General features: G+C 69.8%; 22 protein-coding genes. 8 read left to right on the plus strand and 14 right to left on the minus strand.

Going from position 1 to position 21,931, the window contains the following annotated elements:
- Nucleotides 1-25 precede the first annotated feature (25 nt).
- The 3 genes from OHT76_RS40800 (at nt 26) to OHT76_RS40810 (ending at nt 2,402) form a co-directional block, all read left to right on the plus strand.
- A complete protein-coding gene (locus OHT76_RS40800; RefSeq protein ID WP_328875925.1) occupies nt 26-709 on the plus strand; it encodes a hypothetical protein in 684 nt (227 codons plus the stop codon).
- A gap of 5 nt (nt 710-714) precedes the next feature.
- Nucleotides 715-1,920 (plus strand): DUF6545 domain-containing protein, encoded by a 1,206-nt coding sequence (locus OHT76_RS40805; RefSeq protein WP_328875926.1) that lies wholly within the window; start codon nt 715-717, stop codon nt 1,918-1,920.
- A gap of 176 nt (nt 1,921-2,096) precedes the next feature.
- The gene (locus OHT76_RS40810) at nt 2,097-2,402 is read left to right on the plus strand and encodes a hypothetical protein (protein ID WP_328875927.1); all 306 of its coding nucleotides are present in this window, start codon (nt 2,097-2,099) and stop codon (nt 2,400-2,402) included.
- 51 nt (nt 2,403-2,453) lie between these two features.
- On the opposite strand, the gene OHT76_RS40815 is transcribed toward OHT76_RS40810, so the two are convergent.
- The 8 genes from OHT76_RS40815 to OHT76_RS40850 form a co-directional block, all read right to left on the minus strand.
- Nucleotides 2,454-3,119, minus strand: coding sequence for a hypothetical protein (locus tag OHT76_RS40815; protein ID WP_328875928.1), 666 nt, complete (start codon nt 3,117-3,119; stop codon nt 2,454-2,456).
- 84 nt (nt 3,120-3,203) lie between these two features.
- Entirely contained in the window at nt 3,204-3,596 is a 393-nt protein-coding gene (locus tag OHT76_RS40820) for a nuclear transport factor 2 family protein (protein ID WP_328875929.1), read from the minus strand.
- On the minus strand, nt 3,596-3,886 hold the full coding sequence (locus tag OHT76_RS40825) for a hypothetical protein (RefSeq protein WP_328875930.1): 291 nt from the start codon (nt 3,884-3,886) through the stop codon (nt 3,596-3,598). The genes OHT76_RS40820 and OHT76_RS40825 overlap by 1 nt, the downstream gene beginning before the upstream one ends.
- 158 nt (nt 3,887-4,044) lie before the next feature.
- Nucleotides 4,045-8,064: an SAV_2336 N-terminal domain-related protein gene (locus OHT76_RS40830; protein ID WP_328875931.1), complete on the minus strand. Its 4,020-nt coding sequence runs from the start codon at nt 8,062-8,064 to the stop codon at nt 4,045-4,047.
- Entirely contained in the window at nt 8,061-9,131 is a 1,071-nt protein-coding gene (locus OHT76_RS40835; RefSeq protein ID WP_328875932.1) for an AAA family ATPase, read from the minus strand. The genes OHT76_RS40830 and OHT76_RS40835 overlap by 4 nt, the downstream gene beginning before the upstream one ends.
- A 26-nt stretch (nt 9,132-9,157) precedes the next feature.
- Nucleotides 9,158-11,089, minus strand: a complete 1,932-nt coding sequence (locus tag OHT76_RS40840) for a VMAP-C domain-containing protein (protein WP_328875933.1) — start codon at nt 11,087-11,089, stop codon at nt 9,158-9,160.
- Nucleotides 11,086-12,294 (minus strand): hypothetical protein, encoded by a 1,209-nt coding sequence (locus OHT76_RS40845; protein WP_328875934.1) that lies wholly within the window; start codon nt 12,292-12,294, stop codon nt 11,086-11,088. The genes OHT76_RS40840 and OHT76_RS40845 overlap by 4 nt, the downstream gene beginning before the upstream one ends.
- A 133-nt stretch (nt 12,295-12,427) precedes the next feature.
- On the minus strand, nt 12,428-13,270 hold the full coding sequence (locus OHT76_RS40850) for a LysR family transcriptional regulator (RefSeq protein ID WP_328875935.1): 843 nt from the start codon (nt 13,268-13,270) through the stop codon (nt 12,428-12,430).
- Nucleotides 13,271-13,352: 82 nt separating this feature from the next.
- Here OHT76_RS40850 and OHT76_RS40855 point away from each other — a divergent pair, with 82 nt between their 5' ends.
- The gene (locus OHT76_RS40855) at nt 13,353-14,261 is read left to right on the plus strand and encodes an MBL fold metallo-hydrolase (protein ID WP_328875936.1); all 909 of its coding nucleotides are present in this window, start codon (nt 13,353-13,355) and stop codon (nt 14,259-14,261) included.
- Here OHT76_RS40855 and OHT76_RS40860 read toward each other — a convergent pair.
- The 4 genes from OHT76_RS40860 to OHT76_RS40875 are packed head-to-tail and all read right to left on the minus strand — an operon-like array spanning nt 14,251 to nt 17,580.
- Nucleotides 14,251-15,036 carry an MBL fold metallo-hydrolase gene (locus OHT76_RS40860; protein ID WP_328875937.1) on the minus strand — a complete coding sequence of 262 codons (786 nt, stop codon included), beginning with the start codon at nt 15,034-15,036 and terminating at the stop codon, nt 14,251-14,253. The two genes, OHT76_RS40855 and OHT76_RS40860, sit on opposite strands and share 11 nt — an antisense overlap.
- Before the next feature lie 57 nt (nt 15,037-15,093).
- Nucleotides 15,094-15,891, minus strand: coding sequence for an alpha/beta hydrolase (locus OHT76_RS40865; RefSeq protein WP_328875938.1), 798 nt, complete (start codon nt 15,889-15,891; stop codon nt 15,094-15,096).
- An 18-nt stretch (nt 15,892-15,909) separates the two neighbouring features.
- Nucleotides 15,910-16,737: an alpha/beta fold hydrolase gene (locus OHT76_RS40870; protein WP_328875939.1), complete on the minus strand. Its 828-nt coding sequence runs from the start codon at nt 16,735-16,737 to the stop codon at nt 15,910-15,912.
- A gap of 18 nt (nt 16,738-16,755) precedes the next feature.
- Nucleotides 16,756-17,580 (minus strand): alpha/beta fold hydrolase, encoded by an 825-nt coding sequence (locus tag OHT76_RS40875; protein ID WP_328875940.1) that lies wholly within the window; start codon nt 17,578-17,580, stop codon nt 16,756-16,758.
- Between the two features lie 247 nt (nt 17,581-17,827).
- On the opposite strand from OHT76_RS40875, the gene OHT76_RS40880 reads away from it, so the two are divergent.
- Nucleotides 17,828-18,802, plus strand: a complete 975-nt coding sequence (locus tag OHT76_RS40880) for an AraC family transcriptional regulator (protein WP_328875941.1) — start codon at nt 17,828-17,830, stop codon at nt 18,800-18,802.
- A 124-nt stretch (nt 18,803-18,926) separates the two neighbouring features.
- On the opposite strand, the gene OHT76_RS40885 is transcribed toward OHT76_RS40880, so the two are convergent.
- Together OHT76_RS40885 and cpt are read right to left on the minus strand one after the other, a co-directional pair.
- Nucleotides 18,927-19,670, minus strand: coding sequence for a carbonic anhydrase (locus OHT76_RS40885; RefSeq protein ID WP_328875942.1), 744 nt, complete (start codon nt 19,668-19,670; stop codon nt 18,927-18,929).
- Nucleotides 19,671-19,792: 122 nt separating this feature from the next.
- Entirely contained in the window at nt 19,793-20,326 is a 534-nt protein-coding gene (cpt, locus tag OHT76_RS40890) for a chloramphenicol phosphotransferase CPT (RefSeq protein WP_328875943.1), read from the minus strand.
- A gap of 64 nt (nt 20,327-20,390) precedes the next feature.
- On the opposite strand from cpt, the gene OHT76_RS40895 reads away from it, so the two are divergent.
- The 3 genes from OHT76_RS40895 (at nt 20,391) to OHT76_RS40905 (ending at nt 21,914) form a co-directional block, all read left to right on the plus strand.
- Complete coding sequence (locus OHT76_RS40895; RefSeq protein WP_328875944.1) at nt 20,391-20,879, plus strand: hypothetical protein; 489 nt, start codon at nt 20,391-20,393, stop codon at nt 20,877-20,879.
- Nucleotides 20,880-21,071: 192 nt separating this feature from the next.
- On the plus strand, nt 21,072-21,197 hold the full coding sequence (locus OHT76_RS40900; protein ID WP_260859870.1) for a hypothetical protein: 126 nt from the start codon (nt 21,072-21,074) through the stop codon (nt 21,195-21,197).
- Nucleotides 21,198-21,317: 120 nt separating this feature from the next.
- Nucleotides 21,318-21,914, plus strand: coding sequence for an AAA family ATPase (locus tag OHT76_RS40905; protein ID WP_328875945.1), 597 nt, complete (start codon nt 21,318-21,320; stop codon nt 21,912-21,914).
- Nucleotides 21,915-21,931 lie beyond the last annotated feature (17 nt).

The following is a 21,931-nucleotide window of genomic DNA, read 5'->3' on the forward strand; positions in this document are numbered from 1 at the left end:
CACTGCGACGGGGGAATTGGGGGGAGTGGACGTCCTTTCACCGGTGTCCGGCGACGGACCTGGAGATCCAGGCCCGTGCTTCGACGTCCGTGAAGCGACCGCCCTGTGGTCGACGCGGCGCCGCGTCGTGCGCGCCGCGAAGAGACTGGGGCTGCGTCCGGACATCGGACTGCAGGCCGTGGTCGCCCGGGTCGCGGAGCTGCGGGGACAGCCGATCGACATCGTCGCCGAACCCCTGCCCCATACGACGACCGGACTGTGCTGCTTCGGCGAACACCGCGACACCATCGTGATCAACGCCGCCGCCGAGCCCCTGCACCGCGTCCTGATCACCCTGCATGAACTCTGGCACCTGATCGAGGAGTTCGTCGGGCCGAGACGGTCGGTCCGCATCTGGCGCCGCTGCGTCCTCTCACCCCTGGAGCGCTGCGGACTGCGCCGACCGCGCCCGCAACAGGCTGCCTTCGGCGACCACTCGGTGTTCGAGTTGGACAATCTGCCGGACGTCCTGAACGCCCTCTCGCCCGAGCTGGTACGGGCCGTGCTCGACGAGCGCCGGCAGGTGAAGATGCGCGGCCCGCACAACCACGGGCGCGACCCGGCCGAGGTGTTCGCCCGCCAGATGCTCCAGATGCTCGCCCTGGACGAGGACACCGACGGGACGGGGTCCATCACCTCGTCGTTCGCCCATCGCCGCACGGGTATCTGAGGCCGATGCTCGAAACCGTCCTCACCACCGTCAACTTGATGATCTTCACGGTGTGTCTCACCGTCGGTCTGGCCAAGACGGCCGCGGCCCGCAGCGACCGTGACACGACCCTGCGCATCACCGCGTCCGTGCTGCTGTGCGCCGCGCTGGTGTATCTGCTGTCCGCACCCGCCGCCTACCGGATCGTCGGCTCCGCGGTCGACTCGCCCAGCCTGCCCTCCCTGCTGGTCAACATCGCCATCCTGGTGTGCGTCGGCCACGCCCACGCCCTCACCCTGCTCTGGCACCCGCGCAGCCGCACCCCGGACGCGCTGCGCCGCTCGGTGCTGCTCTGGGCGCCGATGTACGCGGCGGCGATCATCGCCATGGCGGTCCTGTTCCGGGCCGCCGACCTCGCAGGACCCGCCCGCCCGCTGTCCTTCGCCACCTCCTACGCCCATGTACCCGCCGCCTGCGCCATGGAACTGGTGTATCTCGCGGCCCTGGTGGCGGGCATCCTGGCCACCGTCCGCCAGTGCCGAGGCCCCGACGGAGTCATCGCCCTGCCCGGCCGCCCGGACCTCGAAGGCAGCCTCCGCCTGTTCGCCCTCGCCGTCGCGCTGAACCTCGGCTACGTCGCCTGCACCGGCGCCGCCGTCCTCACCGCCTCCCGGGACAACCACACCTGGGACTTCCTCGCCGCCGTCGGCTCCACCGCCAGCAGCACCAGCGCCCTGGTCGCCAGCTACGGCCTGGCCAAACCGGCGCTCGCGGCGAGGGCGGCCGAACGCGCCGACCACGCCAGGTTGCTGACACTGTGGCGGACCGTCTCCCCCTGCTCCGGCCAGGCCCCCGGCTCCACCCCGGTGACCTGGTGGAACCGGTACGCCCTGGCGGACCTGCTGGCGGAGATCCTGGACGGCACCTATGCCCTGCGGCCCTGGATGACGCCGGACGTCGCCGACACCGTAAAGGACCTGGCCGACGGGCAGCCCGACGTCGCGTACCTGGACGTGAAGTCGTTGCAGGACGCGGCCTTGATCCGGCACGCACGGCAACGCCGGGACAGAGCACTGCGGTTGGGCCTGCCCGTGCCGAACGAACCCGCCTGTCCCGCTGAGACGACCCCGCCCACGCTGGAACGGGCCCGCCAAGTCCGTATCGCCGCGCACCTGTTCCACCCACTGGTCGAGGAGGCACTCTCCCGCGTCCCGCAGGATCGCGCCTGCTGACTCACCCTCAACTCTTGGCTGTGCACCGGGGTTTGCGTTGCGTAATCCAGGGTCGTTCACAATGATTGACACTTTGGTCATGGTCCACGAGGATCGAATCCGACCGAAGATCGCCCCCCTGGCATCGGCCGTATCCGCAGGCCGGCTCGCCGCGGTGACGAAGGAGCATGATGACCGTGCCGGCACGACGGGCCGCCTCCGATTCGGCCGGGGGCGAGTACACCGAAGAGGACGTGGCCGAGACCTGCGCCCACATCACCGAGCTGCTGAGCGAATACGCGAACCTGACGCGCCAGTACGCGCCCGACGGCCGGTGGGAGCCGTCAAGTCCCGACGGGGCGACCACCCGCACCGAGGCCGCCGAACTGCTCGCCACGATGTCCCGCCTGCTCGCCAGGACCCGCCACGACCTGCGCAAGGTCGATGCCCGGGCACGACAGCGTGCGCACGAACTGGAGCATGTTCCCCTGTGGGAGCAGTGACCTCCGGGCTGCCCGGAGCGTCCTTCGCCTCTTGTGCCATGCGGACAGGTCCTACTGCTGCCGCCGCGCGGCGATGACGGCAGTGAGGATCTCGTCCATCGCGTCGGCGTCGCCGCTCAGGTCCTCGCCGCTGCGTGCGGCGATCTTCGTCAGGCCGTGCTCGTAGGCGTCGGCCACCGTCTTCAGGATGTGCAGATGCTTCACGATCGGGCGGAGCTGGGAGAGGAGGGCTTCGCTCTCGGTGTAGCAGCAGAAGCCCGGGAGCGCTCCGAAGAAACGTTCCATGCCGGCAACGCTCTCCGGGCTTGTCTGACGCCCCTCGGTGAAGACGTAGTGCACGGTCTGCCGGCTGAGCCCCGCCCCACGGGCGATCTCCCCGTAGGTGTACGGCCGGGGAGTGCGGCCGCTGAGCCGACGGGTCATGGGGCGCTTGAGCCGCGTGGCCCGCAGAAAAACGAGCCGGGCCAGATAACGCGCCTGCGCCGCCTCCTTGGAGTCACCGGTGTCCGGCTCGGCACCCGCGAACAGCTCGGCGATACGATCCGCCGCGATGCCCGTGTCATAGCTGAGCCTCTCGGGCGACAGCAGCCGCGCCAGGTGTTCCCGAGCCGCCGGCGGCAACGCCCGCTCCAGATCACGGAGTTCCGCCAGTAGTGCCGCCAGGGCGTCCTTCGCGGGGGAGGCGTTCTCGGCCGTCTCGTCGGCGGATGGGTTCACCTGGGCTCTCCGTGGCTGGCCGGCGTGACATCGGGGCGCCTTGAGGCTACCCCGGCGGCTGCCCCGTGCAATGACGATGCGGTGCTACGACCAGAATTCGTCATACGCCCGCCAGTCGACAGGCAGAACCCAGCCCTCGCTGATCCTTTCGTCCCTCATGTGGAAGACGATGGCGTAGTCGAGGTCGAGCTCCTTGCCTTCACGCGACGCCGTGGCATGGAGGAGGGCGACCGTGTGGGCATCGTTGGCGAGGACATCGTGCAGCTGCGTGCGGTAGGTGCCGCCCGTCAGCTGGAACTCCCGGGTGATGTAGGCCAACGTGTCCTCGCGTCCCCGTTGGTCTCCGGACAGGAGGTTGCTGCCCCCGATGTGCCAGACCACGTCTGGGTGGAAGAGCTCCGCCAGCGCCTCCATGTCACCGGCTGAGAAGGCGGCAAGGAGACGGTGAAACACGGCGATGTGCGGATGCTCGGTCATCAGCGGCGGCCGCTCTCCCCGATGTCCACGTTCACCGCTTCGTAGATCTTCGGCTCGACCCTCGGCATACCGCCTGCTTCGAAGATCGTTGCCGCCTTCTCCATGAACGCCGCGAGAGCCTCCTTCGACTCCCAGACATCGACCACGAGCCAGCTGCCGTCCGCCGGGGCCCCCACGTGGGAGATGAAGCCCTCCGCCGGCCACCACGGGGCCGCGTGGATATTCGCGTGATTGGCCTGGTACTGCTCCTTGGTGACACCCGGCAACTCGATGATGGCGATGATGGCCACGGTGCTGCTCCCGTGAGGTCGGGGGAGGGGGACACCTCCAGTCGAGCAGTCCGCACCACCCTCCGCACGACGGCGGGAGCCGACCGGGGTACTCGATGCGGGTGACCTTGTACGGCGGGGGGCCGTACAGGATGTACGTAAGGTCGTCCTGGGCCGGGTCAACCTCGTTCGGTACGGATGGGGCGGACGTTCCTTGCCTGCGGTCCCCTTTCGCTTTGGACGACGCGGAATCGGACCCGTTGTCCTTCGTCGAGTGAGCGGAAGCCCTCTAGGTCGATCGCGCTGTGGTGGACGAAGACGTCCCGGCCGTTGTCCAGGGTGATGAAGCCGTATCCCTTCGCTGTGTTGAACCACTTCACCGTGCCTTCCTGCTGGTAGGCCGGATTTCGGAGGACGAGCTCGGGGGAATCGGGGTCGTAGTGGTTGAAGAGCGAGACGTTACCCGTGTCCCTGCGACGGCGGATCCTGCCGGCGATGTCGGCCAGGCTCAGGAACTCCGGGCCGCCCGGGAGACCCGAGATAAGCACCGAAACGAGTTCCTTCGTGAAGGCGTGGGGAGCCTTTCCCGCCTGCCGTTGTGAGGTCAACAGCGTCCAGCTTCCCCGCGGTGTGATGCGCGGTGCGAAGAGCGACCAGATCCTGTCCATGTGTTCGGCGTCGGCGTCGAGGACAAGGACTTTGAACCGGGCCGGACTTTCGTCCAGCAGCGAACGAAGGTGCCGGATGGAGAGAGCGGACGTGAGCGGGCGGTCGCGACTGGTGTCGGAGAAGGTGAGGAAGGCGTCCTCGGCTGTCTCGATCAGGTGGCCCGCGTAATAGAGGAAGAGCGTGTGCTCGGCCTGCCCGGCCACGTCTGACAGTGCCCGGTCGAAGGTCTCGCGGAATGGGCGGTTCCATACGACCGAGACGTTACCGGCAGCGAAGATGCCGTCCTCTCGTCTGCGTCCCAACGCGTACGCCAGCTCGTGCGCCGCCTCGGCGGCACCGGGCAGCTCCGGGAACTCCTGGTAGCTGTCGACTCCGATGAGCACGGCACGGGAGTGGGTGGGGTCGAGGAGGGCGGGGTTCGGTGACTGTGCAGGCACGGGCGTGGAGATCGGCGTGGGGGCTGTGATCCGCGTGGCGAGGAGCCGGTTGCTCTGCTCGGTGTATGCATTCACCACCCCGACCAAGGTCCCGTGCAGGTCGACAACGGCCGCACCGACTGTGGGCCATGGCGCGGAGACGGTGGGCTCGAGCACGTAGTGGTCGCTCGCGCCGGTCTGGACCCGGCAGCGGAGCAGCGCCAAGGTGGAATCACCGTCATTGTCGAGACCGACGACCATGACCCGTTCCCCGCGGGGTGGCACGGGGGCTTGCGCCAGAGGCGGCACCTTCGCCTGCCACTGGAACCCTGAGGGCGTCACAAGGGACAGATGGGCCTGGCCGTCCCGAGCGGCCGACGGGAATTGTCGCGCAAGCAGGGCGCTTTCCCTGTCCCAGAGGCGCAACTGCACACGCAGCTCCATGTCGGGCTGCTCCCGATGTGCGCGCAGGTACGGAACCTCCGGTATCACCACAACGCCTTGATCGGAAAGGAGGATTCCCGAACTCAGCACGTTCCTCCCGTTCCAGACCCGAACCAATCGTCGCGCGGCATCCTTGATCAGTTGTCCGATGACTGCCGAGGATTCTGCGGTGGCCTCCAGGAACGCGAAGTTGTTGTCGAGGTATCGGGCCACTTCGTCCAGCCCTCTGGCCCGTGCGGACTCGGCGAGAGCCGGCAGTGAATCCGGGTCGGCGTGACGGGCCAGTACCGACCAGAGGGCCTCGGGCGGGTCGATGCGCGGAGTCTGCTGTCGGTCAGCCCATTCCACGGACTCACGGATCAGATAGCTCTCGGGCCGGTCGGGCATCTGGATCATAATCGGCGGTGCCCCGGAAGCCGAGTCGCAGGCATAGGCCAAGGCGGCCGAAAGCCCGTCGTACGACTGGTCCCCATGGTTCTCGTCGTTGAGGTAGACGCCCGTGGCCTCTTCCAACAACTGTCGTGACAGCACAGGTCCATGCCCCAGACGCTGGATGTCCAGCGCCGCCCGGAGCAGGCTCTTGGCGAACGATGGCGCCTCGTGAAGGCGCCTCATCATGGCATCGACCTCTGCGACCCCGGGAGAGAACGGCACGACATCGATGCGACCGAGCAGGAAGCGGAAGCTGTTTGCTTCCTCGGACTCCTCGGTCAGCAGTAAGGCCATGTCCGCGGGGGTGAGTTCGCCGACGACCACAACAGGTCCGTCCGCCGGTTCGGCGAGCCCACGGAGAAGGAGGGGATGGGTATCGGAAGCGAGTGCGAAGGGCAGGAATTCGCGCAGCACCACGACGGAACGAGGACGACGCAACTGGGCTGCCTCTCGGACCAGTTCGTCGGGATCCGTTGGCGACCAGACCGTCCAGTCGCCCGGCAACCCAGCAATCGCCCGCGTGATGGCCGTCGTCTTCCCGGTACCGGCTTCGCCCAACACCAGTACACATGCACTGCGCCCCTGCTGGGCCCGTGAGATCACTTCGCGTAGATGTTCATCCGCCTCGCCCTCCACATAGGCGGACATGGGCTCGTCTTCCGTGACGAGTTCCGCAATCCGCTGTGGCCCCGTTGCGACCCCCGTCCCAACCCGAGCCGCAAAGGGCGAAGCCTGCGCAGCGAGCCCCCGGCTGCCGTCCCCACCCCCCGCACTGCGCCCCGCAAGAAAGTCCCCGCCGCTACTGGCCCCCCGCTCGCTGACCCCTGCCCCCATCTCCCGCCGCACCACCTCCTGCACGGAAGTGATCGCGTCCCGCCGCTGCCCCCCGAGCAGTGCCTCCCGTACCCCGGGCCGGAAGTCGAACGGCACCCTGTCCGGGTCCGCCGCGCTCTCCCCCTCCCATGGCGTGAAGAGGCCGCCCAGCGCAACCTCCGCCAGATGCCCGTGCTCCGACTCGGGAAGCATGATCTGGCGGACGAGGTTCATCACCGGCAGACTCAGCGGTACGGCGGACAGGTACCCGGCGAGCCGTTGGGCGACCGGCGACGCGCCCGCTCTGAACCGCCGTAGGATCTCGTCGACTTCGTCGGCCACCGGCTCCCGCGCAGCGACCGGCAGCACCTGCGCCGCACGCGGAATCGTCAGGCACGGCACCCGCGTCCACTGCCCGTTTCCCGCCACCAGCTTCGCCAGGACTGCGACGGACGCGGCTCCGGCCTCCACCACGGGGATCGTGATGCCTCCCGGCGCCGAACGGCGTCGGCGGCTCCGCGTGGCGGGGCCCAGCCGCCAGGAGGTGTTGGGCGAGGCGGGTCCGACCGAGCGGACCAGTACCGGCTGCGGGCGTACCGCGCCCCGGTCCCACAACCGGCGTGGCAGCACATTCAGCAGTGCCACCGGACCGTGGGCGGACCACTGCCGCAGCATGTGCGCGACGGAGGGCGCGGCCCAGCCGCCCGCCACCGTGTCGGTCACCACCAGGACCAGCCGATGGCCCGACGGGTCGGACACCTCCTGCACGCTACGCGGCTCGCCGTCCGGGGTACGGGCGACGGACAGCTCCGCGCCCGCGTCCGTCCCCCGCAGGTACCACGTCCGCACATCGCGGAAGATGCCCGTCTGTACGAACACGCGCCGCAGTTCACCCACCAGGTCATGCCACAGCACCATCGAATGGTGGGCGTCCACGACGAGCGCGAGGTCCAGCCAGCGGCCCCGGCGCGGGCGCAACACGGGGGTCGGCAGGCGCTGTTCCACCGTCCGGCGGACCGTGAGCTCCTCGTCGAGCTCCAGTTCGACATCGCGGGACCGCATCCGCCTCGTGCTCCGGCCCAGAGGCCGCAACGCCCGCATCAGAGCCAGCGGATCCCGTAGTGATGCGGCGCGGCGCACGCGGACGAGGTCGACGCCGTCCCGGGCCTGACCAGGTGTGTCCGTGACATCGCAAGCGTTGTAGAACTCCTCGGCCGGCCCGGACTCCACCTCGCCAGGGCCCGCCGCAGGGGGCTCGGGCGGCGGCGGCTCCTCGGCCTCGACGCCCATGTCCGGCAGATCGCGTACGGCGGGCTCCTCGGAGCCGCCACCGATCCGCGCGGCCAGCCAGAGGATGTCCGCCACCTCCTCGGGCCCCGCATTCACGCCGGACGCCTCCAGAGCGCGGAACAGCTCCTCGATCACGAAAAGGGGCCCGTCAGCCGTTGCAACACGGTGTCCAGGAACTTCGTACGCTCACCCGCTCCGGACCACGCGCCGCTGAGCCGGAGTTGCACCGCGTTCAGCAACTGGTCGGTGGCCAGGTCGCCCTCGGTCCGGCGGGCGAGGAAGTCCTCGATGAGGTCCCGGTAGCGGTCGTCACCGGTCGTCTCGTCGAGCTTGAGCCGCTTGCGGACGATCTGTGTCAGCTTCTCCTCGCTCGGCGGCTCGACATGCAGCCGGATGCAGCGGCGTAGGAAGGGCGGCGGGAAGTCGCGCTCGCCGTTGCTGGTCAGCACGACGATGGGGAAGGCCCGGCACTGGACACGGCCGCGTTCGATGCCGACGCGCAGTTCCGGATCGTCCTGCGTGCCCACGCTGACCCGCGGCTGTCGCGCGGCGATCCGCGCCAGTTCCGGGATCTCGAAGGAGCCTTCCTCGAAGACCGTGAGCAGGTCGCCGGGCAGGTCGATGTCGCTCTTGTCGATCTCGTCGACCAGCAGCACCCGGGGGCGCTCCTGCGGCAGCAGCGCGGTGCCGAGCGGCCCGAGGCGCAGATACGGCGCGATCGCGCTGCCCGACGAACGAGGCCGGCTCCGCTCCCGGCGGCCAGGCGCGCCACGGCTTGTTTCGAGGTGCCGCAGGTTGGCGTCGTGCAGCCGGCCGATCGCGTCGTACTGGTAGAGCCCGTCCCGCAGTGAACTCCGGCTCGTCACCGGCCAGTGCAGCACCGGCCCGAGCTCCAGGTCGGCGGCGATGCTGTGGGCCAGCGTCGACTTGCCCACCCCCGGTTTGCCGGTGACCAGCAGCGGGCGGCGCAGATACAGGGCCGTGTTGACGGCGTCCACCTCCGCCTCGTCCGGCACATATCCGCTGCCGCGCTCGTACGTCTCGGCCCAGGCGGGCCCGGCGTCGGCGGGCGGGGTGTATTCGGGATCGGGTGCGCCCTTGAACTCCCGCCACGGCGGCCGGTGTTCATCGAGCCGGGCACGCAACTCCTCGACCGTGCCCGTACCCCGGTAGATCCACCAGTCCTTGACGGCGGTGTCCATTCAACTCCCCTTCTCCGGCGACTGATTCACGAGGACAGCGACCGCCTTCCCGGAATCCGCCCGGGGTCGTCCCAGAGCAGGGCGAGCGGGCGATGTCTGGCACGGGCGCGTCTGAGCACGGCGGGCAGGGCCTCCACGTCGAGCACGGCGGGCGGCGTAGCCCCCAGCGCCGTACGAAGGGATTCGTCCGTGCCGGGGGAGGGGCGGCGCCAGACGGCGATCGGTATTCCGCCGTCGAGTACGGCCTCCAGCGCGTCCATGACCAGCGGCTCCGTCACGTCGGCCAGGACGCAGACGGGTGGCTCTTCCAGTTGCAGGACGTCGGCCAGGCCGTCCGACACATCGGCGTCCCCGACGTCGTGCACGGCCTCCGGATGTCGGCCGCCATGGGTCTCGTACCACTGCCATTTGGTCCGCCACGGAGCTTCGGCGAGGCCCTGACGTTCCTCAGGGCAGCGCAGGACGACCTGGTACCGGCCGCCGAGCGCGCAGGTCTTGTTGCCGCGTCCTGTGGACACCTGCCATGTCTCGAACGGCTCCTCCAGCAGGTCGTACGGGACATGGAATTCGATCCGCCCGAGGTTGCGCGCGGAGGCGTTGGCCAAGAGGTGGGCGCCCAGGGTCGTGCGAACGGCGTCCAGGTCCATGGGCCGGTCGTAGTCGCCCACGTTCTCGAAGTCGCCCTGGTACGACCATAGTTGAAGCCAGAAGAGGTCGTCCCCTTCGGGTGTGAGCCGGACGTGCAGTGCAGGGGGCTCGGTGGCCCGCGCGGGAGGGACGGGGACGGGATCGGCGCCGAGTCGTTCGCGGGTGCGCTCCACCCAGGCGTTCGCGGCGGCGGCCCAGTCGGCGAAGGGGGAGCGGGAGGCCAGGTGCCGCATGAACGGCAGCGCGAGCGGGACTGCTCGGCTCGTTCCCTGGCGGCTGTCGAGGTCGCGGACGATCTCCGTCAGGTGCGGGGAGGGCAGTGAGTGCTCGGCGGGGGCGGCACAGCCCGCCACCTCGAAGGCCCAGCGGTAGGCCTCGTACGTGTACGGGGGCACCTTGCGGTCGGTCAGCAAGTTCCCGAGTTCCGTCCAGGCGGGCTGGTCGAGGACGGGCGCGCCGGTCGGTGCGGAGGTGGTGCCGTCGTCCGTCCAGTGGTCTCCGTAGAGAGACGATCCGTCCCAGGCCCTGGCGACCTCGAACTGCGGCTCCTGCCAGGCCGTCTCGTGCGCCTTCATGACAGCGAAGTCCGCCTGGACGTCCCGGGCGATGTCGACCAGGCCCAGGGTCGCCTGCTCCAGCGTCCGGCCCTCCAAGCGCTTGAGCAGGGTGTCCGTGAACTGGCCCGCCTCCAGCTCCGCCCGGTTCCGCGCCGTCTCGCCGGGGCGTGCCGCGTAGAGCGTGAACTGCCGACGGTCGGGGACGGGCTGACCAGCCGGGTAGTCGACCCTGACGAACCCCAGACGGCCGTACCGCCTCTCGTCGATCCGGCAGGAGTCGCCGATGGTGACGAGACGCCGGAAACGCCCGCGGCTCACCTTGTCCGACCGCCACCAGCGCAGCGCCGAGGTGAGGTTGAGGTGGGTGGTGTGACCGGCCGTGGCGTCGGCGTAGGGGAGGAGCAGCTGGTGGGTGGGGTCGAGGAAGCCGTGCCCCGCCCAGTAGAGCCACAACAAGTCGCCGTCGCAGCAGGGGAGTTCCTTGAAGAGCGCTTCGTCGACGTTCTCGCGCGTGGCCGGCTTCGCTTCCACGCCGGCCTCGTTGCGGGTCAGGGGCGACAGCAGCAGACATAAGTTGCTCTTGGGGACACCGGCGGTGCCGGTGAGCCAGTCGGCGAAACGTACGGCGTCGCGGGCCGGCCCGGACAGGTTCATGCGGGGCCGGTCGATCTCGTAGGACTCGATGCCCACGACGAGTGCGAAGGTCCGTTCGGGCGCGATCAGCAACTCGGGGACGGCGGACAGGCCCGTCACCGCAGCGCCTCCGCGATCCGGTCGAACACCGGGTCGAGCCTCCAGTAGGCGCTGTGGGAGACGGGGAAGGGCTGGCGGCTGCGCACCTCGTGGTCGGTGACCCGGCCATCGCCCGCGAAGACCGGTTCGGCGAGGTAGGCGAGCAGGTCCTTGCGGTCGTAGATGTTGAGCCAGTCGGGGAAACCGGAGGGCAGGGCCGCGCCGGGACGGAGGCCGGCGAGCGCGCCGAGTTCGTGGAGGAAGGGGGCCTGCGAGCCGACGGTGACCAAGAGCCGTACGGGCAAGGGCGGTTGACGTACGGCGGCCAGGGCGAGGGTGTCCACCAGGGCGATGCCGCCGAGGCTGTGCCCGATGACGACCGGCGGCTCGGGGCTGTGGCCGATGACCTTCTCCAGGTGGGCGCGCAGCGGCTCGCCGCGTGACTGGTAGCGCAGGATGTCGCCGACTTCCGAGGCCTTGTCGTGGGTGAAGTCCCCGCGCCAGCGGTCGCGTGCGGTCTGTGTGGTCATCCGCTGTGCCAGCTTGAACAGCACCCCCAGCGTCCCCGTCACGACACCGCGGCCCGTGCCGCCGAGCCGGTCGCTGAGCACGTCCACGATCCGGTCCCGCTCGTCACCGGTGCACAGCGTGGTGTCCCGGGCTTCGGAGAGCAGGACGGCGACCACGGCACGGCTGGTGAGCAGGACGAGCTCGGCCGCGATCGCGTCGTCCTCGGCGGCGAGACACGCATCGTGGAACTCCTCGGAGTCCGCTACGGCGTCCAGGGCATACCGATAGCCTTCGACGAGCCCGGTCTCCCGGAGCAGTACGGCCAGTTCGTCGCCCGGATCGAGGACGCGAGGCAGTCCACGCAGATAGTCCCCCACCACCTCCCCGGGGGACTGCACCCCCGGCAGTCCGAACCCGCCGTCATCGGCCCCGGTACCGATCTCGGCGAGCACCCGCAGCTCGCAGAACGGATCGGTCAGGAGCAGCAGCCACTCGGCGGTCTCGGGGTCGTCGTCGAGGTCCGTCGCCACGAGTGGTCGCATCCCCGGCACGGAGGCGCCACCGGCACTGAGCGTCGCGCCGAACTCGTCACCCCAGTAGCACGGTTCGACCTCCGCTCCCGGGAACCGCTTCAACAACCCCGCGCCCACCAGCCGGAACAGCTCATCGAACCGCTCACGACGGACACCGGTCCCATGAACAAAGACGAACCTCATGCGTCCCCCGACCCCAACGTGCTTGTGCGGTAGGAGAATAGTCCGTCGGCATGCCACGGGGAGGTTCTGGGGCAATGTTCCTTCGGGTGTGATGGATCGCCGGTTAAGGGCTCACATGGCGCCCGTATGCTCGTCAATTGCGATAGACAGCCGTAGCGATCTCGACGAACGAGCGGATCAGCGGGTTCGTGTCACCGTGGTTCCACGCCACCACCACCCGACTCGGTGCCATGTCGCGCAGCGGCACCACGGCCAGGTCACCAGGGACTTCATGCCCCAGTGGACTCATTCCGACCGTCCCGTTCCACAACACGGCCTGCACGCACTCCTGGACGGCCCGCACCTCCGGACCCTCCCGGGGCTCACCACCGTTCCAGTACGACTGCCAGGCCGCGTCCGTGCCGTCCGGGAACCGGAACCACGGCCGCCGCGCCAGGTCGGCCAGCTCCAGGCTGTCGCGGCGGGCCAAAGGATCGTCGCCGCGCAGCACCGCGCCCACCGGATCCGCCCGCAGCTCGCACACCACCAGCCCGGTCTCGTCGAACGGTCCCCGAGTCAGCGCGATGTCGACCAGACCCGCACGCAACCCACAGGTCGGATCGGTCAGATCGGTCTCGCGGACGCGGACCTCGACCCCCGGGTGCCGCCGACGGTACGCGGCGGCCAGTCGCGCGGCACCCCGGTCGCCGCCGTCGCCCAGGATGCCGACGGTGAGGGTCGAGGCTGCGGTCACGCGCGCCCGTATCCGTTCGGCCTGGCCTAGCAGGGCACGCGCCTCCTCCAGGAGCGTCGTCCCGGCGGCGGTGAGCGTGACGCCCGTGGGGGAGCGGTGCAGCAGTGCGGCGCCGAGGTCCGTCTCCAGTTTCTTGATCGCCCGGCTCAGCGGGGGCTGGCTCATGTGCAGCCGGGCGGCGGCCCGCCCGAAGTGGAGTTCCTCGGCGACGGTCACGAAGTAGCGCAGCGTGCGTAGCTCCATGACCGGCGACGATACCCGCCCGGTATCGGCCTGACGGAGCCGGTCTTGGACGAGCGCAGGGACTCGGCGATGGAATCGCGGCATGACGGACGAACAATTCCCCGACCCCGCCGTACAGGTCTCCGCCGCCCAGGAGATCGCCCCCGACCTGCTCGTGATCCCGAACCAGCGGGTCCAACTGGTGCCCAGCATCGGCATCATCGGCGGCACACGGTCCGTGCTCGTCGTCGAGACGGGCATTGGCACCGCCAACGCCGAGCAGGTCCTCGCCCTCGCCTCCGAGGTGGCGCGCGGCCGTCGCCTGTACCTCACCACGACCCACTTCCACCCCGAACACGCCTTCGGTGCGCACGTCTTCGCCGACCGAGCCACGTATCTCGTCAACCGCGCCCAGGCGGACGACCTGAAGACGAAGGGACCCGGCTACCTGAAGATGTTCCGTGACTTCGGCGGGCAGATCGCGCAGCGCCTGGACGGCGTGCGCGTGCCCACTCCCGATGTGGTCTACGACGACGCCTACGACCTCGACCTCGGCGGCCGGACCGTACGCCTGCGCCCCACCGGCCGCGGTCACACCAAGGGCGACCAGGTGGTCGAAGTCCCGGACGCGGGCGTCCTGTTCACCGGCGACCTGGCCGAGACCGGGCAGTTCGCCATCTTCCCGTGGTTCCCGCCGTACGACACGGATGTCTCCGGCGTGCGCTGGCTGACTGTGATGGACCGGCTGGCCGACGGCGGGCCGCGGATCGTGGTTCCAGGGCATGGCGACCTCGGCGGCCCCGAGGTGCTCGGCAACGTCCGCGACTACCTGCGCGAGCTACGCGACGAGACCTGGCGGCGGCGGGACAGCGCGATGGGCGAGGAGGAGATCGTCGCCGAGGTCCGGGCGGTGCTCGTCGAGCGGCATCCGGAGTGGGCCGGCCGGGAGTGGATCGAGCGGGGGGTTGGGTGCTTTTGTGCCGAACACGGCGGACGGCCGTTCAGACAGTGACCTCCAGGGGCGAGCCGACAGGCAGCCAGTGGAACCGTTCGCGGACATCGGCGGGGGCCTTCGCCAGCTCCGTCTCGACCGCCCGCCGCCCCTCCCGGAAGTGTGACCATCCCTCGTAGTGCACGGGCAGGACGGTGTGCGGACGCAGCAGCGCGCACAGCTCCACCGCCCGCGGAGTCGTCAGCGTGTAGCGGACCGGGCCGGTCACGGGGAAGCGCACCCCGCCCAGGTGCAGCAGCGCTGTGCCGACGTCGAGTCGGCGGGCCACCTCGCGCACGCCGTCGTGCAGAACCGTGTCCCCGGAGATCCACAGTGTGCCGTGCTCCTGACTTTCCCAGCGCAGGGCGAAACCCGTCACGTCGCCGACGAGTGGACGGGACAGCGGTGGGCCGTGGCGGGCGGGGGTGGCGGTGATCTCGATCGTGGCGCGGCCCGGGGACTCCAGCCGCCAGGTCCTCCACGGGGTGAGGCCGTGGGCGTTGCCGCCGAGGCGGCGCGCCCCGGACGGTGTCGTGAGGACGACTCCGGCGGTGGGCAGCAAGGCGCGTCCGGTTGTGTCCAGGTTGTCGGCGTGATGGTCGTGCGTGAGCAACACGGCGTCCAGGGGCGGGAGCTCGGTCGGCTGCACGGCCGGGCCCGCTGTCTTGCGGGACGAGGTGCCCCAGCCGAAGGAGTAGCGGCGGCCTGGCGGGTCGAACGTCGGGTCCGTCAGCAGACGCCAGCCGGCCGCCTCGATCAGCGTGGTGGGGCCGCCGATGTGAGTGATGCGGGCCATGCGCGGATTCCTTCCCGATGCCCGGGGAGGGCCGTTGTGCCGCCCCGGGCTCGCGGTCTACCGGGCGTGCGAGAGAGCCCAGTCGAGGGCGTGGTCGGCGACCTCCTCCCAGCCGGGTGCCGCGGGCAGCAGGTGCGGCATCCCCGGGAACTCCTCGACCTCGGTGACCGTGTTCGACTTGTAGTGCCGGGCGTTGGACCGCTGCACCTTGGGCGGCATCAGATGGTCCTTCTCCCCGGAGATGAACAGCAAGGGGGCACGGGCGTCGTTGTGGTAGTCGACGTACGTGCTCTGGTGACCGGGGCGCAGGGTGGCAAGGGCACTGTCCCAGAAGATGGCACCGGAGGCGGGGATCGCGTAACGCTCGTACAGCGCCCTGGACTCCTCCGGGGGGAAGGTGTTGGTGAAGGCGTAGTGCCACTGGTCGAGGGTCAGGCCGACCGCGCGGTGCCGGTTGGCAGGGCTCTTCAGCACCGGGAAGGCGGACTTGAGCTGCGTCAGCGGGACCACCGCGACGCCTTCGGTGGGTGCGGAGTTGATGGCTACGCCGGCCACGCCGTGGCCGCGGTCGAGCAGGAGCTGTACGAACACGCCCCCGGCGGAGTGGCCGATGAGGACGGGCGGTTTGTCCAGGCCGCGGACCAGGGTCTCCAGGCTCTCGAGGATTTGTGGGACGGTGACCTTCTCGATCGGCGTGGTGTCGGCGTTGAGGGACTCGACCTCTGCCTCGAAGCCCGGGTAGGCGGGCGCGAGGACGCGGAAGCCTCGTTTCTCGTAGTGGGCGATCCAGTGCTCCCAGCTCCTGGGGGTGACCCAGAAGCCGTGGATCAGGACGATGGTGTCCGGGGTGCTCATGGCCCCTCCTTGCGGGGATCAGCGAGTGGCGCGGTACGCGGCCTCGATGTGCCGGACGACGGTGTCCGGGCGGGACATCATCACGACGTGCGAGGCACCCTTGGCCTCGACGACCTTGCTCCCCGCGCGCTCGGCCATGAAGCGCTGTACGGCCGCCGGGATGACCCGGTCGGCGGTCGCGACGACGTACCAGGACGGCACGGTCCGCCACGCCGGTACGCCGCTGGGTCCGCCCAAGCCGCCGACGCTCCCGGGGCGTTGGGCCGTCGCCATGATCGTGGTCTGCGCGTGCGGCAGGTCCTGGGCGAAGACGTCGTGGAACTTGGCGGGGTCGATGTAGCCGTCCAAACCGGGCTGCTCCGCGCCGGGGATCGGGTAGGGCCGGCCGACGAGGGCGCCCTCCAACTGGCTGCCGGGGAACTTCCCGGCAAGGTCGAGCGCGCTCTCGCCCTCGTCGGGCGCGAAGGCGGCGACGTAGACCAGCGCCTTGACGTTCGCGTGGTCGCGTCCGGCGTTGGTGATGACCTCGCCGCCGTAGGAGTGGCCGACGAGGATGACCGGGCCGGGGATGGTGTCGACGACACTGCGGACGTAGGCCGCGTCACCGGCCAGGTCCCTGAGGGGGTTGGCCGGGGCGATGACCGGGAAGCCGGCCTTGAGCAGCCGGGCGGTGACGGCGCTCCAGCCGGAAGCGTCGGCGAACACTCCGTGGACGAGGACGACGGTCGGTCTGGTGCCCGTGCGGGTGTCCGCCGAGGCCGGTGCGGCGGTGCCGAGGGTGAGGGCGCCACCCGCCGCGAGCAGCCCGCCGAGGACGCGACGGCGGGGATGACGTTCGGAAACCATGCGGGGTTCCTTCCGGGGTCAGGAGTTCAGGAAGTCGAGCAGGTCGGCGCTCAGCTGCTCCTTGTGCGTGTCCGTGATGCCGTGCGGGGCGCCCGCGTAGACCTTCAGCGTCGCGTTCTTGATCCGGGCCGCCGACGCCTTGCCGCCCACCTCGAACGGCACGACCTGGTCGTCGTCGCCGTGGATGACGAGCGTGGGCACATCGACGGCGTCCAGGTCCGGGCGGAAATCGGTGGCGGAGAAGGCCGCGACGCACTGGTAGGCGTTGCGGTGCCCCGCTTGCAGGCCCTGGCGCCAGAACGCGTCCCGGATGCCCTGGGAGACCTCCGCGCCGGGCCTGTTGTTGCCGAAGAACGGCCCATCGGCCAGGTCGCGGTAGAGCTGCGACCGGTCGGCCAGGGAACCGGCGCGGATGGTGTCGAACACCTCGACCGGCACCCCGTCCGGATTGTCGTCGGTCCTGAGCATGAACGGCGGTACGGCGGAGACCAGGACGAGCTGGGCGACGCGGGCGGTGCCGTGCCGGCCGAGGTAGCGGGCAACCTCGCCGCCGCCGGTGGAGAAGCCGACGAGGGTGACGTCCCGCAGGTCGAGGGTGTCGATAAGGGTGGCGAGGTCGTCGGCGTAGGTGTTCATCTCGTTGCCGGTCCACGTCTGGTCGGAACGGCCGTGGCCGCGCCGGTCATGGGCGATGGCACGGTATCCGTGGGTGGCAAGGAACAGTTGCTGTGCTTCCCAGCTGTCGGCGTTCAGCGGCCAGCCGTGGCTGAGGACGACCGGCCGGCCCGTGCCCCAGTCCTTGTAATGGATCCGGGTTTCGTCTGCTGCGTTGACGAATGGCATGGGATCACTCCCGATCGTGGGGAATTCCGGTACTTCGATCCACTTCGGGAGGGAGCATGGCACGCCGGGACAGCCTCGGCTTTGCTGTGCGTGCCAGAACCTGTTCCCAGAGCGCCATGGCGCCCCGGGCGTGGTCGAAACGCATGTCGGCTACACACACGGTTGCTGCGCATGCCCGCGGCAACCGACACTGCCGCTCGGGGAAGCAGCGGCGAAGAGGGCCGCTGCCGCAGTCCGGGGGGATGCCGTGCTGGTTCTCGACACCGACGCCCTGCCTGCCGCCGACCGGATGGAGGCCCTGCACGCGGCGGTCGCCCAGGAGGGAGGAATCTCCTCGGTCGAGGAGAGCGCAGGCGCGGTCGGCATGTGGAAGCGGCTTGAGGTCTGGAACTTCGGACCCCTCATGATGTTCGACACCCAGGGCACAGGGGCGCGCTTCGTACGTTCCCTGCGCAAGACGCGCCGCGAGCTGACGAACCAGGTCTCGATCATGATGCAGCTCGAAGGCCACGGCACCGGCGCCTTCGGCTGCGACGGATTTCAGCGGCGCCTGACCGCGGGTGCTCTGGGGCTGTGTCCCCACATGGTGGCGTCACATGAGTACGGGTGGTCGGGCAGCGGCCGCTCCGTCGCCTTCAGCGTCGACATCGCCCAACTCGCCCTGCCGGTCGACACCGTGCGCGCCGCGGTCCCGCTGCTGCGGCACAGTCCCGTCGAGTCGCTGCTGGCTCAGCACATTCAAGGCCTGCACCGGAACGCGGACCGGCTCAGCATCGGGCCGGAGGCGGAGGTCCTGGCCGAAGCCACCGTGCACCTGACCCGCGCACTGATCCTGTCCGTCGCGGGCGGTGAGAACTCCCGCCGGGAAGTGGCCCACGAATCCCTGCTCGCCCGGGTCCTGACCTATCTCCAGGCCCACCTGACCGAACCGGACCTCACCTCGCAACGCGTCGCCTGGGTGCACGGCATCTCGGTGCGCACCCTCTACCGGCTGTGTGAGGAGGGCGGGATCAGCCTCGAAGACTGGGTCATCCGCCGCCGGCTTGAAGGTGCCCGCGCCGATCTCGCCGCGACCGATCAGGCTCCTCGTACGATCGAAGCCATCGCCCGCTCCTGGGGTTTCGCCAACCCTGCCCACTTCTCTCGCCGCTTCCGCCGTGCGTACGGCATCACACCGAGCCAGTGGCGGCGGCAGTCCCACCACGGCACACCCTGGTCGTGAAGTCGGAACTTCACCGGCGCGCACACCCACGCCGACACCATCCGGGCGGACACGTTCATCCCGTTGGACTTCGCCGCCATGCCGTCGAACGGGAGGTGCGGATGGTGCCGGAGCCCAGTGGGCGTCAGGCGATGCGGTGCACCAGTTGGTTCGTCAGCTCGTAACGCGCTCCCACGATGGCGAGTTCACCGGCCGTCACCTTGGCCGCGAGGTCCGGTTCCGCCGAGAGGCGGTCGCGGACCAGTCGTATGTTGGCGTCGATCGTCGCGTCCACGCGCGCGTCCCCCTCCTTTGTGTGGTCGATGGCGGGGGCGATCTGGTCGGCGAGGTACTGGATGTGGGCGGGCAGCTCCTCGCCGCTCTCCTCGGCCTCGACCGCGGCACGCACCGCACCGCAGGACTGATGCCCCAGCACCAGCACCAGGGGGATGCCGAGTTCGAGCACCCCGTACGCGACGCTGCCGAGCACCGCCTCGTCCAGGACCTCACCGCCGCTGCGGACGGTCATCAGGTCCCCGAGACCCTGGTCGAAGACGAGCTCCGGGGGGACCCGGGAGTCGATGCAACCGAGGACGAGGGCGAAGGGATGCTGACCGGAGACCAGTTCCTGACGGACCGCGTGGGTCTCGTTCGGGTGCTGCTGTCGGAAGGTGCGCCAACGCGCATTGCCGGCCGCCAGTTCGCGCAGCGCTTCGCCGGGGGTGGTCGGCCGGGGCCGCGAGGCGGGCGCGGCTGTCGCGGGGGAGGCCCCGACGGTGAGGCCGACGCCGAGGGCGGCGGCTCCGGTGAGCGCGCCGCGCAGAAGGGAGCGGCGGGCAGGCTTGGACTCGGCGGGTCGCAGGGCGCCCGCGGGAGAATCAGAGTTCACGGACAGAACGTATGTCCATGTGTGCGAACGCTTGCCCGTCCAACGGAATCGTGGGCGGGATGTGGACTGCCCATGGCCAAGTGTTGAGCGTTTCTTGGTGCGAGCCGTCAGGTGGCCGGCGGTCAGCTCAAGCGAGCGGCGATCGTGCGCGCGCAATCCAGGGACTCGGTGTGGGTCGTGTCCATCTCCAGGTCGTAGACGACGCCCTCGTGCACCACGTCCGCCTGCAACTCGGCCATCCCCGGGGTGCGATCGCCCCGCGCGATCTCCCGGCCCGCCGCGACCACGCGCTCGCACCGGACGCCGACCCACAACACCTCGACTCCGGCCAGCGCCTTCTGCCACCGCCGCTGGGACTCCCCTCCACCGAGGAAGACGTCGTCTACGACGATCCGGGCACCCGCACGGGCCATCGCCACGATGCCCTCCACCCAGGCGGCCTGCAGCGCCATGAAGTCGGCCCCGACACTCACGCCGCCGTCCGCGGCGAAGGTGATCCCCGCGTCCGACGCCTGCATCTTCGCGGGCAGCGCGTCCACGAACGAGTCGACCCCGAACGCCAGCCACGGATCAGGCAGTACGGCCTGCAGACACCGTACGATCCCGGACTTCCCCGAGCTGGAACCACCGTTGAGAATGATCACCTGAGTCGTCACCGCGCCACAGTAGGGCGGTCGGCGAAGGGCACGAAACGAATTTCGGCGGGGTGGGGACAGGTCTGTGAGCATCGACATCGATGGAGAGAACCCGCCGCACGATCTGAGCGCCTGGCCGGACGAGCGCCTCGAGGTGATCCGTGTGGTCGCCCAGGGACATGCCTACGACGCCGAACTGCCGGAGGAAGTCCGCCGGCAGTGGGCGTGGCTGTCCGTGCTGGCGAACCGGCGGATGAGCGGGGACGGTTCGGGGGGCCGTGAGGCCCATCAGGAGTTCATGCTCCGTATGTGGGTCATCGACACACTCGGACCCGACCCCGAGTGGAGTCCCATCACACTAGCCGCGGACACGCTGAGCGCGCTTTCACTCACTCCGTCCGAGGCCCGGTCCCTCGCCCGTAACTGGCGTGATCTGCCCATCGACGAGATCAGGAAGCTACGGCGCCACAAGAACCTGACCGCCCACCTGGAACGGCTCATCAGCCACCTCCAGCCCGGCCCGACACGAGACCGACTCCTTCTCTGGACCGAGGTCCGCCGCCTCCTGCCCTGACCGGCCGGAGCAGGGCATCCACAGGCAGCCGACCCTGACAATCTCCGGATCGGCCACGCGGCCCAAGTGGTCTCGCTACCATCGGAGTTGCTTCCATCCATCCGCCTTGAGCGAACCCATGGGGGGAGCCACCGCTTGTGCGGTCACAGCGACTGCACGAGCGGGGGCGAACCGGATGGGAGGTGAAAGATCATGGCCGACGACAAGTCGACCAGGACGACGGCACTCTGTGCGGACATGGCCAAGCGGGTCATCGCCGCGCTGAGCGCCCGTGCGATGTGGGCAGCGCTGCTGTACCTGCTGCACCGCGACGTGTGACGGCCGGGGCCCCGGCACCCGCTTCCCCCCTCTCGGGTGCCGGGGCCCCTCCTTCGCACGGGGCGTGGCGAGGGCGATATCGGATAGCGTGCGAGGCCCGCACACCGGCACGCTGCCCCCATGGAACACGCAGAGGTACTACTGATCGGCGGGCGGGCCGGTGTCGGCAAGACAACGGTCGGGTGGGAGGTCTCCGCGCAACTGCGCGCCGCGGCTATCGCTCACGCCGTCATCGAGGGCGACTTCATGGGCCAGATCCACCCGGCCCCGGACGACGACCCGCACCGCGAGCGGATCACCGAGAGCAACCTGACCGCCGTATGGGCCAACTTCGCCCGACGCGGCTGTCGACGCCTCATCTATACCAACACCGTGAGCGTGCTGCCCGAGGCGACGGGCATGTTCGAACGTGCGCTCGGGGCTGGGGTGCGCATCACCCGTGTCCTGCTCACCGCCTCCGACACCACGGCCCGAGCGCGCTTGGTGGGCCGTGAGCTCGGCTCGGAACTGGATCACGAACTGGCGGGGAGCCTGCGCAAGGCACGGATGCTGGACGCGCGGGCGCCGGCGGAGACCGTGCGGGTGGCGACGGACGGGCGGCTCGTGGTGGACATCGCTCGGGAGGTGGTGGCGGCCACGGGGTGGGCCGGTCAGCCCTCAGCCCGTGACGCGCGGCCGGGGAATGATCACGGGCCCACCGCGGTTGAGCAGCCATGAAGCAAGATGACGCATCA

The organism is Streptomyces sp. NBC_00287 (assembly GCF_036173105.1).
Taxonomy (GTDB): Bacteria; Actinomycetota; Actinomycetes; order Streptomycetales; family Streptomycetaceae; genus Streptomyces.

What these genes read in the sequence shown, in the direction of transcription:
- OHT76_RS40805 (WP_328875926.1), top strand. Translation starts at nt 715, where the DNA reads ATGCTCGAAACCGTCCTCACCACCGTCAACTTGATGATCTTCACGGTG.
- OHT76_RS40820 (WP_328875929.1), bottom strand. Translation starts at nt 3,596, where the DNA reads ATGACCGAGCATCCGCACATCGCCGTGTTTCACCGTCTCCTTGCCGCC.
- OHT76_RS40835 (WP_328875932.1), bottom strand. Translation starts at nt 9,131, where the DNA reads ATGGACACCGCCGTCAAGGACTGGTGGATCTACCGGGGTACGGGCACG.
- OHT76_RS40845 (WP_328875934.1), bottom strand. Translation starts at nt 12,294, where the DNA reads ATGAGGTTCGTCTTTGTTCATGGGACCGGTGTCCGTCGTGAGCGGTTC.
- OHT76_RS40850 (WP_328875935.1), bottom strand. Translation starts at nt 13,270, where the DNA reads ATGGAGCTACGCACGCTGCGCTACTTCGTGACCGTCGCCGAGGAACTC.
- OHT76_RS40855 (WP_328875936.1), top strand. Translation starts at nt 13,353, where the DNA reads ATGACGGACGAACAATTCCCCGACCCCGCCGTACAGGTCTCCGCCGCC.
- OHT76_RS40860 (WP_328875937.1), bottom strand. Translation starts at nt 15,036, where the DNA reads ATGGCCCGCATCACTCACATCGGCGGCCCCACCACGCTGATCGAGGCG.
- OHT76_RS40865 (WP_328875938.1), bottom strand. Translation starts at nt 15,891, where the DNA reads ATGAGCACCCCGGACACCATCGTCCTGATCCACGGCTTCTGGGTCACC.
- OHT76_RS40870 (WP_328875939.1), bottom strand. Translation starts at nt 16,737, where the DNA reads ATGGTTTCCGAACGTCATCCCCGCCGTCGCGTCCTCGGCGGGCTGCTC.
- OHT76_RS40875 (WP_328875940.1), bottom strand. Translation starts at nt 17,580, where the DNA reads ATGCCATTCGTCAACGCAGCAGACGAAACCCGGATCCATTACAAGGAC.
- OHT76_RS40900 (WP_260859870.1), top strand. Translation starts at nt 21,072, where the DNA reads ATGGCCGACGACAAGTCGACCAGGACGACGGCACTCTGTGCGGACATG.
- OHT76_RS40905 (WP_328875945.1), top strand. Translation starts at nt 21,318, where the DNA reads ATGGAACACGCAGAGGTACTACTGATCGGCGGGCGGGCCGGTGTCGGC.